Source organism: Streptomyces rishiriensis (assembly GCF_003112535.1).
Taxonomy (GTDB): Bacteria; Actinomycetota; Actinomycetes; order Streptomycetales; family Streptomycetaceae; genus Streptomyces; species Streptomyces rishiriensis.
Genome location: NZ_BEWA01000009.1, coordinates 206,852 through 220,053 on the forward strand (window position 1 = coordinate 206,852; position 13,202 = coordinate 220,053).

At 71.5% G+C, this 13,202-nt stretch carries 9 protein-coding genes; 7 read left to right on the forward strand and 2 right to left on the reverse strand.

Features of this window, described 5'->3' with window-relative positions; all coding sequences use genetic code 11:
* Positions 1-213: 213 nt before the first annotated feature.
* A complete protein-coding gene (locus tag Sri02f_RS16985) occupies positions 214-1,632 on the forward strand; it encodes a sugar porter family MFS transporter (protein ID WP_109002143.1) in 1,419 nt (472 codons plus the stop codon).
* Positions 1,633-1,745: 113 nt separating this feature from the next.
* Here the strand turns inward: Sri02f_RS16985 and Sri02f_RS16990 are convergent, their stop codons facing one another.
* Positions 1,746-2,717, reverse strand: coding sequence for an LLM class flavin-dependent oxidoreductase (locus Sri02f_RS16990; protein WP_109002144.1), 972 nt, complete (start codon positions 2,715-2,717; stop codon positions 1,746-1,748).
* A gap of 202 nt (positions 2,718-2,919) precedes the next feature.
* Between Sri02f_RS16990 and ftsY the strand changes: the two genes are divergently transcribed.
* Positions 2,920-4,134: a signal recognition particle-docking protein FtsY gene (gene ftsY / locus Sri02f_RS16995; protein ID WP_109002145.1), complete on the forward strand. Its 1,215-nt coding sequence runs from the start codon at positions 2,920-2,922 to the stop codon at positions 4,132-4,134.
* 276 nt (positions 4,135-4,410) lie between these two features.
* On the opposite strand, the gene Sri02f_RS17000 is transcribed toward ftsY, so the two are convergent.
* Positions 4,411-5,067 carry a bifunctional DNA primase/polymerase gene (locus Sri02f_RS17000; protein WP_109002146.1) on the reverse strand — a complete coding sequence of 219 codons (657 nt, stop codon included), beginning with the start codon at positions 5,065-5,067 and terminating at the stop codon, positions 4,411-4,413.
* A 470-nt stretch (positions 5,068-5,537) separates the two neighbouring features.
* On the opposite strand from Sri02f_RS17000, the gene nsdA reads away from it, so the two are divergent.
* The 5 genes from nsdA (at position 5,538) to ffh (ending at position 13,176) form a co-directional block, all read left to right on the forward strand.
* The gene (nsdA, locus tag Sri02f_RS17005; protein ID WP_109002147.1) at positions 5,538-7,022 is read left to right on the forward strand and encodes a transcriptional repressor NsdA; all 1,485 of its coding nucleotides are present in this window, start codon (positions 5,538-5,540) and stop codon (positions 7,020-7,022) included.
* 330 nt (positions 7,023-7,352) lie between these two features.
* On the forward strand, positions 7,353-8,696 hold the full coding sequence (locus tag Sri02f_RS17010) for an ammonium transporter (protein ID WP_109002148.1): 1,344 nt from the start codon (positions 7,353-7,355) through the stop codon (positions 8,694-8,696).
* Positions 8,693-9,031 (forward strand): P-II family nitrogen regulator, encoded by a 339-nt coding sequence (locus Sri02f_RS17015; RefSeq protein WP_003997576.1) that lies wholly within the window; start codon positions 8,693-8,695, stop codon positions 9,029-9,031. The genes Sri02f_RS17010 and Sri02f_RS17015 overlap by 4 nt, the downstream gene beginning before the upstream one ends.
* Before the next feature lie 26 nt (positions 9,032-9,057).
* Positions 9,058-11,505, forward strand: coding sequence for a [protein-PII] uridylyltransferase (locus tag Sri02f_RS17020; protein WP_109002149.1), 2,448 nt, complete (start codon positions 9,058-9,060; stop codon positions 11,503-11,505).
* A 120-nt stretch (positions 11,506-11,625) separates the two neighbouring features.
* Positions 11,626-13,176 (forward strand): signal recognition particle protein, encoded by a 1,551-nt coding sequence (ffh, locus tag Sri02f_RS17025; protein WP_109002150.1) that lies wholly within the window; start codon positions 11,626-11,628, stop codon positions 13,174-13,176.
* Positions 13,177-13,202: the final 26 nt, after the last annotated feature.

Genomic DNA, 13,202 nt, shown 5'->3' on the forward strand with positions numbered 1-13,202 from the left:
GCGGCCGCTTGGCCTTCGCGTCCACGTCGTGACCTGTGCTGCCTTCAAGAAGTGAACGTATGTGACGTGATCTTGTCTGAGTTCTCACAATTTCCCGCGTTTGATTTTGAAACTTGAAGGCATAAGGTCAGGAACGTTGGATTTACCTTCAGGTACCACCTACCTGGAAGGCTGACCACGCCGGCAGCGTTGCCGGTGGCCCGAGGAGTTCACGTGACCAGCACAGAGCAGGCGCCCAAGTCAGGAGCCGGGACGGCTCACCCCGATCATCTCGGGCATGTCATCTTCATCGCCGCGGCGGCCGCGATGGGCGGCTTCCTCTTCGGCTACGACAGCTCCGTGATCAACGGCGCCGTGGAGGCCATCCGGGACCGCTACGACGTGGGCTCCGCCGCCCTCGCCCAGGTCATCGCCATCGCCCTGATCGGCTGCGCCATCGGCGCCGCGACCGCCGGCCGCATGGCGGACCGCATCGGCCGCATCCGGGTGATGCAGATCGCCGCCGTGCTGTTCACGGCCAGCGCCGTCGGCTCGGCCCTGCCCTTCGCGCTGTGGGACTTCGCCCTGTGGCGGGTCGTCGGCGGCTTCGCCATCGGCATGGCCTCCGTGATCGGCCCCGCCTACATCGCCGAGGTCGCCCCGCCCGCCTACCGCGGCCGGCTCGGATCCTTCCAGCAGGCCGCGATCGTCATCGGCATCGCGATCTCGCAGCTGGTCAACTGGGGTCTGCTCAACTCCGCGGGCGGCGACCAGCGCGGCAAGCTCATGGGCCTGGAGGCCTGGCAGGTCATGCTCGGCGTGATGGTCGTCCCGGCCGTCCTGTACGGCCTGCTCTCCTTCGCCATCCCCGAGTCCCCGCGCTTCCTGATCTCCGTCGGCAAGCGCGAGCGGGCCCGCGACATCCTGGAAGAGGTCGAGGGCGACAAGATCGACCTGGACGCCCGCGTCGCCGAGATCGAGCACGCGATGAAGAGCGAGCACAAGTCCACCTTCAAGGACCTGCTCGGCGGCTCCTTCTTCTTCAAGCCGATCGTCTGGGTCGGCATCGGCCTGTCGGTCTTCCAGCAGTTCGTCGGCATCAACGTCGCGTTCTACTACTCCTCGACGCTGTGGCAGTCGGTCGGCGTCGACCCGACGGACTCGTTCTTCTACTCCTTCACGACGTCGATCATCAACATCATCGGCACCGTGATCGCCATGATCTTCGTGGACCGCGTCGGCCGCAGGCCGCTCGCCCTCATCGGCTCCGTCGGCATGGTCGTCGGACTCGCGCTGGAGGCCTGGGCGTTCTCCTACGACCTCGTCGACGGCAAGCTCCCGGCCGCCCAGGGCTGGATCGCCCTGATCGCCGCCCATGTGTTCGTCCTCTTCTTCGCCCTCTCGTGGGGCGTCGTCGTCTGGGTCTTCCTCGGCGAGATGTTCCCCAACCGGATCCGCGCCGCCGCCCTCGGCGTGGCCGCCTCCGCGCAGTGGATCGCCAACTGGGCCATCACCGCGAGCTTCCCGTCGCTGGCCGACTGGAACCTCTCCGCGACCTACGTGATCTACACGGTCTTCGCCGCGCTCTCCATCCCGTTCGTCCTGAAGTACGTCAAGGAGACGAAGGGCAAGGCGCTGGAGGAGATGGGCTGAGCCACGAGCCAGGGCCGAGTCGTGCGACGAGGCCCTCCAGCCCCTGAACTCGAGGAGCCGGGCCAAGTCCCCGCTGCCCGCTCCTCGACACCCGTGACGCGTGCTGCCCCGGCTCACCCCCCGAGCCGGGGCAGCACGCGTTCGCAGAACAGCCGCAGACTGCGCCAGCCCTCCTCCACCGGCATCCCGCCGGCCAGCGGGTGCAGGACGAGGTTGTCGAGCCCCTGCGCCACGCACTCGTCCGGCGTGAGGACGCGGTACACGCCCTCGTCCCGGAGCTCGTCGACCGTGAGCGCCCCCGACCGCACCGCCGAGCGGATGTCCCCGGACTGCCAGGAGGCGTACGTCCGGGCCTCGTGCAGGAAGTGCCCGCCGTACCGGGCCCAGGCCCGGTCCGGATCCTCGGCGAGGTGCAGCAGCGGGGTCTCGGCGCCGGGCATCATCGTCCAGCCCTCCGTCCCGTACTCCACCAGCCGCTCCTTGTAGTACGCCTCCAGCTCCGGCAGGTGCGCGCTGGGGAAGAAGGGCAGACCGAGCCGGGCGGCCCGGCGGGCGGCGGCCTGCGAGGAGCCGCCGACCAGCAGCAAGGGGTGCGGCGCGGTCCCCGGGCGCGGGGTGACCCGCACCGTACGGCCGCGGTACTCGAACTCCTCCCCGGTCCAGGCCCGCAGCACGGTCTCCAGCAACTCGTCCTGGAGCCGGCCCCGGCGCTTCCACTCCACGCCCGCCCGGGCGTACTCCTCGGGCCGGTACCCGATCCCGGCGACCGTCACCAGCCGGCCGCCGCTCAGCAGATCGAGCACCGCGATGTCCTCGGCGAGCCGCAGCGGGTCGTGCAGCGGGCCGATGGCGGCGGAGACGGTCACCGCCAGCCGCCGGGTCGCCCCGAGCACCGCGCCCGCGAACACGAACGGGGACGGCATCCAGTTGTTCTCGACGCCGTGGTGTTCCTCCGTCTGCAGGGTCGTGACCCCGTGCTCGTCCGCGTACGCGGCCATCTCCAGCGCGGCCCGGTAGCGGACGCCCAGCTCGGCGGGGGTCGCACCGGGCGCGACGAGGTTGAAGCGGACGACGGTGACGGGCATGGCGACCCCCTTCGGCGGATGTGGGGGGACGGTAGCTGACGGAACGTCAGATAGCCATGCTCCGGAACCCCTCGAGGACCGGCTCGAAGCCGTCGCACCGCCCCGGCGGGACGCCTCCGCTGGTGGAGCGGAGTGATCGGGGGACGGGCGACCGGGCCGCCGCCCGTGTCGGCGCAGAGGGGTCGCGCATACTGGGTGCGTTATGGAAACCGTCATCCTTGCTGTAGTCATCGCCGTGGTCGTGCTCGCGGTGCTCGGCGGGCTCGTCGTCGGCAGTCGACGGCAGAAGTCGCTGCCCCCGCCGCCCCCCACCGCGCCCGACATCACCGCCCCGCCGACCGAGCCGCACGTCGGCGACGAGGCCGAGACGCCGCGCGACGAACCGCGCCGCACGATCGAGGAGGTGGACCTCCCCGGGGGCGGCGCGACCGGCACCACCGTCGAGGAGCCGCCCGCCGGGCCCTCCGTCGAGGTTCCCGAGCTCGAGATCCCCGAGCCGACGGAAGGGCGGCTGATCCGTCTCCGCGCCCGGCTCTCCCGTTCGCAGAACGCCCTCGGCAAGGGGCTGCTCACGCTGCTCTCGCGCGAGCACCTCGACGAGGACACCTGGGAGGAGATCGAGGACACCCTGCTCACCGCCGACGTCGGCGTGCAGCCCACCCAGGAACTGGTGGAGCGGCTGCGCGAGCGCGTCAAGGTGCTCGGCACGCGCACCCCGGAGGAACTGCGCGCCCTGCTGCGCGACGAGCTCCTCAAGCTGGTCGGCACGGACGTCGACCGCACGGTGAAGACCGAGCCGGCGGACCGCAAGCCCGGCATCGTGATGGTCGTCGGGGTCAACGGCACCGGCAAGACCACCACCACCGGCAAGCTCGCGCGGGTGCTCGTGGCCGACGGGCGCACCGTCGTGCTGGGCGCCGCCGACACCTTCCGCGCCGCCGCCGCCGACCAGCTCCAGACCTGGGGCGAGCGTGTCGGCGCCCACACCGTGCGCGGCCCCGAGGCCGGCGACCCCGCCTCCGTCGCGTTCGACGCGGTGAAGGAGGGCAAGGAGATGGGGGTCGACGTCGTCCTCATCGACACCGCCGGCCGCCTGCACACCAAGACCGGCCTCATGGACGAGCTCGGCAAGGTCAAGCGGGTCGTCGAGAAGCACGCCCCGCTGGACGAGATCCTGCTCGTCCTCGACGCCACCACGGGGCAGAACGGGCTCGTCCAGGCCCGCGTCTTCGCCGAGGTCGTGGACATCACCGGCATCGTGCTGACCAAGCTGGACGGCACGGCCAAGGGCGGCATCGTGGTCGCGGTCCAGCGCGAGCTGGGCGTCCCGGTCAAACTGGTGGGACTCGGCGAGGGCGCGGACGACCTGGCGCCGTTCGAGCCGGAGGCGTTCGTCGACGCCCTCATCGGAGACTGAGAAGGCCCAGCAGCCCGAGAAGCCGACGCGACCGGGAAGCCGAGAGTCCGAGGGAGCATCGACCGCCCCCCCCCGCCCGGCTGCGAGAAGCGCCCGCCCCCAGGTGCACTGGGAGCGGGCGCTTCGCTGTGTACGACGCAGCACGCGTCGTACGGGTCGTGCGCGCGCACGCGTCGCACCCGTCGTGCGCGCACTCGACGTACCGTTCGTGCGGCCGATCTCGACGCATCGCTCGTGCGGCCGGTCTCGACGTGCGGCTCGTGCGGCCGGTCCGTCTCAGGCGCGTGAGCGGTGGGCCAGGTAGGCCAGGGTGCCCAGGAGCAGCCGCGCCTCCGGGGGGCGGGTCGCCGAGTCCAGCGCGGGCGGGCGCAGCCAGCGCGCCGGGCCGAGGCCGCCGCGGTCGGAGGGCGGGGCCGTGATGTGCGCGCCGGGGCCGAGACCGCGCAGGTCGAGGGCGGTCGGGTCGTCCCAGCCCATGCGGTAGAGCAGGCCGGGCAGCTCCGCGGCGGCGCCCGGGGCGACGAAGAACTGGGTGCGCCCGTGCGGGGTGGCGACGACCGGGCCGAGGGGCAGCCCCATGCGCTCCAGGCGGACCAGGGCGCGACGCCCGGCGGGCTCGGCGACGTCGATCACGTCGAACGCCCGCCCGACGGGCAGCATGATCGCGGCGCCGGGGAACTCCGACCAGGCCCTGATCACGTCGTCGAGAGTGGCTCCGGCGGGGACCCGCGGGGCGAACTCCAGGGGGTGCGCGCCCGGTGCACGGCAGTCGGGACGTCCGCACGAGCAGACGCCCGCCGCGGCCCGCGCGCCCGGCACCGCGTCCCAGCCCCACAGACCCGTGAACTCGGCGACGGCGGTGCACTCGGACGAGCGGCCCCGCCTGCGCGCACCGGATCGGATCTCGCGAATGCCGCCGATCGTGAAGCCCATGCCCCCTCCAACGGGTCCGACTGCCCCCTCCAACGGGTCCGACGCGCCGATGGTTACGCAGCGGTCCCGTGCTGTGACTCTGTGTGTTGTCGCTTCCCGCTGGCCGCCCGGTCCAGGCAGCGCCCGGAGGCGTCCTCGGTGGTGTGCTCGACTGCGCGCGCCCCTGAGTGCTTCGCTCCGCTCACCCGCGGCTGTCCTATGTCAAGTGAATCGCTGACGAGGCCCCGAGAGTTCATTCGAAGGGGTGGCGAATGGTGGCGTTTCCGGGATCGCCATGGCTGGGAGCGTGATCGTAGGACTACTTTGAGTATGCGGGTCATGGAGGCACATGCGCTTGTGGGTATGCCGGAGGCAAGTCGCCTTTCCGTTCGAAGGGTGACAAGTACCGTACGGCGGGCCGTATTTACCGGCATTCTGATAGGGCTTGGCGCACTCGGTGACAAGTGGTCTCAGGAATTGGGGGCGTTCCAGTGAGCGGCAACGGCGGAAGCGGAACCAACGCTGCGGGCGCGGACAAGCGCCCGAACGAGCTGCTCACTTCGTGGTTCGTGCGCAGCGGCTGGTCGAAGGGCGAACTGGCCCGCCAAGTCAACCGCCGAGCCCGGCAGTTGGGCGCCAACCACATCTCCACGGACACCTCCAGGGTGCGCCGCTGGCTGGACGGCGAGAACCCCCGCGAGCCCATCCCCAGGATCCTGTCCGAGCTGTTCTCCGAGCGGTTCGGCTGCGTCGTCTCCGTCGAGGACCTCGGGCTGCGCGCCGCGCGCCAGTCGCCCTCCGCGACCGGCGTCGACCTGCCGTGGACGGCTCCGCAGACGGTGGCCCAGCTCAGCGAGTTCTCACGCAGCGACCTGATGCTGGCCCGGCGCGGCTTCCTCGGGACCTCGCTCGCCCTGTGCGCGGGACCGTCCCTCATCGAGCCCATGCAGCGCTGGCTCGTCCCCTCGCCGCCCGCCCAGCTCGCGGAACCGGACTCGATGCCGACCAGCCGGGCCCGCGGCCGGCTCTCCCGGCCCGAACTGGAGCTGCTGGAGTCCACCACCGTGATGTTCCGGCAGTGGGACGCGCAGTGCGGAGGCGGTCTGCGCCGCAAGGCGGTCGTCGGACAGCTGCACGAGGTGACCGACCTGCTCCAGGAACCGCAGCCCGAGGCCACTTCGAAGAAGTTGTTCAAGGTCGCCGCCGAACTGGCGGAGCTGGCCGGCTGGATGTCGTACGACGTGGGTCTGCAACCGACCGCGCAGAAGTACTTCGTCCTCGCCCTGCACGCCGCCAAGGAGGCGGGCGACCGGCCGCTCGGCAGTTACGTGCTGTCCAGCATGAGCCGTCAGATGATCCACCTCGGCCGGCCCGAGGACGCCCTGGAGCTGATCCACCTCGCGCAGTACGGCAGCCGGGACTGCGCCGGCCCGCGCACCCAGTCCATGCTGTATGCGATGGAGGCCCGCGCCTACGCCAACATGGGGCAGCCCGGCCGGTGCAAGCGGGCGGTGCGGATGGCCGAGGACACCTTCGCCGAGGCGGACGAGTGGGACGAGCCCGACCCGGACTGGATCCGTTTCTTCTCCGAGGCCGAGCTGTACGGCGAGAACAGCCACTCCTTCCGCGACCTCGCCTATGTCGCCGGCCGCAGCCCCGCGTACGCGTCGCTGGCCGAGCCCCTGATGCGCAGGGCCGTCGAGCTGTTCGCGGGCGACTGCGACCACCAGCGGTCCTATGTGCTGAACCTGATCGGCATGGCCACCGTGCATCTGCTGCAGCGTGAGCCCGAGCAGAGCGCCACCCTCGCCACCCAGGCCATGAAGGAGGCGAAGAAGGTGCGCTCCGAGCGGGTGAACACGCGCATCCGCAAGACCGTCGACAGCGCTGTACGCGATTTCGGGGAGCTCTCCGAGGTCGTGGACCTCACCGAACGGCTCACCATCGAGCTCCCGGAGACGGCCGAGGCGGTCTGACCCGCACGGCACAACCCCGGTACCCCGGCCGCGGCCGGCCCTCCCGAACAGCCCGACTCGGCTCCCCCGTGCCAGGTCATCGGAAGGCCGACCGCGGCCGGTTTCTCCTTCCCCCGGTGAAGGTTGCGCCACGATAACGATCCACTCGCCGGACATCAGGCAGTTCATCGAGGCGTAACGCAGGGGCCGTCTTCGTCACGGCGGCGAAACAACGAGGGGCTTCCACCGAAACCGCACTGCGCGAATCTCATGGCGCATAACCGGCCCACCCCTCACGAACCCGCTCTGGCTTCGCCCGCACGGGGCCGTACCTACGACGAGGAGACGCCGATGGCAGCAGCCATCACGCTTGCCGCGGAGGCACCCAAGCTGTCCTCCGCGAACACAGGCTTCATGCTCATCTGTTCCGCCCTGGTGCTGATCATGACTCCGGGCCTCGCCTTCTTCTACGGCGGCATGGTCCGCGTCAAGAGCACGCTGAACATGCTGATGATGAGCTTCATCAGCATAGGGATCGTCACCATCCTGTGGGTGCTGTACGGCTTCTCGCTCGCCTTCGGGACCGACTCCGGCAGCCTCATCGGCTGGAACTCCGACTGGGTCGGCCTCAGCAACATCGGCCTGACGCAGCTGTGGGACGGCTACACCATCCCGATCTTCGTCTTCATGGTCTTCCAGATGATGTTCGCCATCATCACGCCCGCCCTGATCAGCGGCGCGCTGGCCGACCGCGTGAAGTTCTCCGCCTGGGCGCTGTTCGTCGCGCTGTGGGCCACGGTCGTCTACTTCCCGGTCGCGCACTGGGTCTGGGGCGCCGGCGGCTGGGCCTTCGAGCTGGGCGTCATCGACTTCGCGGGCGGTACGGCGGTCCACATCAACGCCGGCGCCGCGGCCCTCGGCGTGATCCTCGTCATCGGCAAGCGCGTCGGGTTCAAGAAGGACCCGATGCGCCCGCACAGCCTGCCGCTGGTCATGCTCGGCGCCGGTCTGCTGTGGTTCGGCTGGTTCGGCTTCAACGCCGGCTCGTGGCTCGGCAACGACGACGGCGTCGGCGCGCTGATGTTCGTCAACACGCAGGTCGCCACCGCCGCCGCCATGCTGGCCTGGCTCGCCTACGAGAAGATCCGCCACGGCGCGTTCACCACGCTGGGCGCCGCCTCCGGCGCGGTCGCCGGTCTGGTCGCCATCACCCCCTCGGGCGGTGCGGTCTCCCCGCTCGGCGCGATCGCCGTCGGCGCCATCGCCGGTGTGCTGTGCGCCATGGCCGTCGGCCTGAAGTACAAGTTCGGTTACGACGACTCGCTCGACGTCGTCGGCGTCCACCTCGTCGGCGGTGTCGCGGGCTCCCTGCTGATCGGCTTCTTCGCCACCGGCAAGGGCCAGTCCGAAGCGACCGGCGTCTTCTACGGCGACCACTCCTTCGACCAGCTGTGGAAGCAGTGCGCCGGGGTCTTCGCGATCCTCGCCTACTCGCTGGTGGTCTCCGCGGTCCTCGCCTTCCTCCTCGACAAGACCATCGGCATGCGGGTCTCCGAGGACGACGAGATCGCGGGCATCGACCAGGCGGAGCACGCCGAGACCGCATACGACTTCAGCGGGGCCGGCGGCGGCGCCGCCCGCACGACCGCCCTCCCGACCGCGGTCGCCGACGCGAGCAAGAAGGTGGACGCATGAAGCTCATCACCGCCGTCGTCAAGCCCCACCGGCTCGACGAGATCAAGGAAGCCCTGCAGGCCTTCGGCGTGCACGGTCTGACGGTCACCGAGGCCAGCGGCTACGGTCGTCAGCGGGGCCACACCGAGGTCTACCGTGGTGCCGAGTACACCGTCGACCTGGTGCCCAAGATCCGCATCGAGGTGCTGGCCGAGGACGACGACGCCGAGCAGCTGATCGACGTCATCGTCAAGGCGGCCCGCACCGGCAAGATCGGTGACGGCAAGGTCTGGTCCCTCCCGGTCGAGACGGCCGTACGGGTCCGCACCGGCGAGCGCGGCCCGGACGCGCTCTGACGGCAGAACAGAACAGGAGTCACTGGGTGACGAGTACGGACGTGCGCAAGGATGCAGAGGACTCGGGACCCAGCGGCTACGCGGCGGCCCGGCTGCGCCTCCTCACCGAGGGGGCGCGGTCCGGGCCGCCGCGCCGTGCGGCCCTCGCCGAACTGACCGACGAATGGCTGGCCGGGCTGTTCGCCGCCGGCGCCGGGGACCTCAAGGGCGTGTCCCTGGTCGCCGTCGGCGGCTACGGCCGCGGAGAGCTGTCCCCGCGCAGCGACCTCGACCTCCTCCTGCTGCACGACGGCGCCGACGGCAAGGAGGTCGCCGCCCTCGCCGACCGCCTCTGGTACCCCGTCTGGGATCTGGGCCTCGCCCTCGACCACTCCGTCCGGACCCCTGCGGAAGCCCGCAGGACCGCCGGGGAGGACCTCAAGGTCCAGCTCGGCCTGCTGGACGCCCGCCACCTCGCCGGCGACCTCGGTCTGACCGCCGGGCTGCGGACGTCGGTCCTCGCCGACTGGCGCAACCAGGCGCCCAGGCGGCTGCCCGAGCTCCAGGAACTGTGCGCCGAGCGCGCCGAACGCCAGGGCGAGCTGCAGTACCTGCTGGAACCCGACCTCAAGGAGGCGCGCGGCGGGCTGCGGGACGCCACCGCGCTGCGCGCCGTCGCCGCCTCCTGGCTGGCGGACGCGCCCCGTGAGGGCCTCGACGGCGCGCGCCGCCGGCTCCTCGACGTACGGGACGCCCTGCACCTGGCCACGGGCCGCGCGACGGACCGGCTCGCCCTCCAGGAGCAGGACCAGGTCGCCGCCGAGCTGGGTCTGCTGGACGCGGACACCCTGCTGCGGCAGGTGTACGAGGCGGCACGCGTCATCTCGTACGCCAGCGACGTCACCTGGCGTGAGGTGGGACGCGTGCTGCGGTCGCGCGCCGTGCGGCCCCGGCTGCGCGCCATGCTCGGCGGCGGCAAGCCCGCACCCGAGCGGTCGCCGCTGGCCGAGGGCGTCGTGGAGCAGGACGGCGAGGTGGTGCTCGCCCGTGCCGCCCGCCCCGAACGCGACCCCGTGCTCCCGCTGCGCGCCGCGGCCGCCGCCGCACAGGCCGGACTCCCGCTCTCCCTGCACGCCGTACGGCGTCTCGCCGCGACCGTGCGCCCGCTGCCCACTCCCTGGCCCGCCGAGGCCCGTGAGCAGCTGGTCACCCTGCTCGGCTCCGGCCGGCCCACCGTCGAGGTCTGGGAGGCGCTGGAGGCCGAGGGCCTGATCACGCAGCTGCTGCCCGACTGGGAGCGGGTGCGCTGCCGGCCGCAGCGCAACGCCGTGCACATCTGGACCGTCGACCGGCACCTCATCGAGACGGCCGTGCGCGCCTCCGAGTTCACCCGCCGCGTCAGCCGCCCCGACCTCCTCCTGGTCGCCGCCCTGCTGCACGACATCGGCAAGGGCTGGCCCGGCGACCACTCCGTGGCGGGCGAGATCATCGCCAAGGACGTCGCCGCCCGCATCGGCTTCGACCGCGCGGACGTGGCGGTGCTGTCCTCCCTCGTCCGGCACCACCTGCTGCTGATCGAGACGGCCACCCGGCGCGACCTGGAGGACCCGGCCACGGTCCGCTCGGTCGCCGAAGCGGTCGGCTCGCAGAGCACCCTGGAGCTGCTGCACGCGCTCACCGAGGCGGACGCGCTCGCCACCGGGCCCGCCGCCTGGTCCTCCTGGCGGGGTTCGCTCGTGGCGGACCTGGTCAAGCGGGTCGCGGCGGCGCTCGCCGGGGACGAGCCCGAGGAGCCCGACGCGGCCGCGCCCACCGCCGAGCAGGAGCGGCTCGCCATCGAGGCGATCGCCACCGGCAGCCCGGTGCTCTCCCTGCACGCGCAGACCGAGCCGCCTGCCGAGGACCGGCCCGCCGACGACCCCGAGCCCCTCGGTGTCGAGCTGCTCATCGCGGTGCCCGACCAGGCCGGCGTGCTGCCCGCGGTGGCCGGCGTGCTCGCCGTGCACCGGCTGACCGTGCGCACCGCCGAGCTGCGCGCCCTGGACCTGCCGACCGGAGTCGAGGGCTCCGTCCTGCTGCTGAACTGGCGGGTCGCCGCCGAGTACGGCTCCCTGCCCCAGGCCGCCCGGCTCCGCGCCGATCTCGTACGCGCCCTCGACGGCTCGCTGGACATCGGCGGACGGCTCGCGGAACGGGACGCCGCCTACCCCCGCCGCCGGGGCGTGGTGGCGCCCCCCTCACGGGTGACGGTGGCCTCCGCGGCCTCCCGGCACGCCACGGTCATCGAGGTGCGCGCCCAGGACGCGCCGGGCCTGCTGTTCCGGATCGGACAGGCCCTGGAGGACGAGGGACTGCACGTGCGCAGCATGCACGTCTCCACCCTCGGCGCGAACGCCGTGGACGCGTTCTACGTCACCGGAGCCGACGGCGCGCCCCTTCCCGCCGACGAGGCCGCCTCCGTCACCCGCAAGCTGGAGGAGACCCTGCGGGCCTGAGCACGGGCCGCGCCGGCCGTCCCCGTCCGCTGAATACAGCAGGCGGGGACGAATGTCTTGCGCGGCCGGATACCCTGGAAGACGCTCAGACTGCCCCCGACTCCGAGGACCGACGCCGCCGTGTTCGATACTCTCTCCGATCGCCTTTCAGCGACCTTCAAGAACTTGCGCGGCAAGGGGCGCCTGAGCGAAGCGGACATCGACGCCACGGCGCGCGAGATCCGCATCGCGCTCCTCGAGGCCGACGTCGCTCTTCCCGTCGTCCGCACGTTCATCAAGAACGTCAAGGAGCGGGCCCTCGGCTCCGAGGTGTCCAAGGCGCTGAACCCCGCCCAGCAGGTCCTGAAGATCGTCAACGACGAACTCGTCACGATCCTGGGCGGCGAGACCCGCCGCCTGCGCTTCGCCAAGCAGCCGCCCACCGTGATCATGCTCGCGGGCCTGCAGGGCGCGGGCAAGACCACCCTCGCGGGCAAGCTCGGCCGCTGGCTGAAGGAGCAGGGCCACTCGCCGCTGCTCGTCGCCTGCGACCTCCAGCGCCCCAACGCCGTCAACCAGCTCAGCGTCGTCGCCGAGCGCGCCGGCGTGGCCGTCTACGCCCCGCAGCCGGGCAACGGCGTGGGCGACCCGGTGCAGGTCGCCAAGGACTCCATCGAGTTCGCCAAGGCCAAGGTCCACGACATCGTGATCGTGGACACCGCCGGCCGGCTCGGCATCGACGCCGAGCTGATGCGGCAGGCCGCGGACATCCGCGACGCCGTCTCGCCCGACGAGATCCTCTTCGTCGTCGACGCGATGATCGGCCAGGACGCGGTCAACACCGCCGAGGCCTTCCGTGACGGCGTCGGCTTCGACGGCGTGGTGCTGTCCAAGCTCGACGGCGACGCCCGCGGCGGCGCGGCCCTGTCGATCGCCTCGGTGACCGGCAAGCCGATCATGTTCGCGTCGAACGGCGAGAAGCTCGACGAGTTCGACGCCTTCCACCCTGACCGGATGGCCTCCCGCATCCTCGACATGGGTGACCTCCTCACCCTGATCGAGCAGGCGGAGAAGACGTTCAGCCAGGAAGAGGCCGAGAAGATGGCCTCCAAGCTGGCGTCCAAGAAGGGCCAGGACTTCACCCTGGACGACTTCCTGGCCCAGATGGAGCAGGTCAGGAAGATGGGCAGCATCTCCAAGCTGCTCGGCATGCTGCCCGGCATGGGCCAGATCAAGGACCAGATCGCCAACCTCGACGAGCGGGACGTCGACCGCACGGCCGCGATCATCAAGTCGATGACGCCGGCCGAGCGCCAGGAACCGACGATCATCAACGGCTCGCGCCGCGCCCGTATCGCCAAGGGCTCCGGCGTCGAGGTCAGCGCGGTGAAGGGCCTGGTCGAGCGGTTCTTCGAGGCCCGCAAGATGATGTCCCGCATGGCCCAGGGCGGCGGCATGCCCGGAATGCCGGGGATGCCGGGTATGGGCGGCGGTGCCGGCCGGACGAAGAAGCAGCCGAAGCAGGCCAAGGGCAAGCAGCGCTCCGGCAACCCGATGAAGCGCAAGCAGCAGGAGCTGGAGGCGGCCCGGCGCCGCGAGGCCCAGGCTCAGGGCGGCAACGCGCTCGGACTGCCGCAGCAGGGCGCTCAGGACTTCGAGCTGCCGGACGAGTTCAAGAAGTTCATGGGCTGAGTCCCGACACCGCCGAGGGCGCTCTC

Bases quoted from the DNA above. Each gene is read 5' to 3' on its own strand.
- Sri02f_RS16990 (WP_109002144.1), bottom strand. From the start codon at position 2,717: ATGCCCGTCACCGTCGTCCGCTTCAACCTCGTCGCGCCCGGTGCGACC.
- ftsY (WP_109002145.1), top strand. From the start codon at position 2,920: ATGGAAACCGTCATCCTTGCTGTAGTCATCGCCGTGGTCGTGCTCGCG.
- Sri02f_RS17000 (WP_109002146.1), bottom strand. From the start codon at position 5,067: ATGGGCTTCACGATCGGCGGCATTCGCGAGATCCGATCCGGTGCGCGC.
- Sri02f_RS17010 (WP_109002148.1), top strand. From the start codon at position 7,353: ATGGCAGCAGCCATCACGCTTGCCGCGGAGGCACCCAAGCTGTCCTCC.
- Sri02f_RS17015 (WP_003997576.1), top strand. From the start codon at position 8,693: ATGAAGCTCATCACCGCCGTCGTCAAGCCCCACCGGCTCGACGAGATC.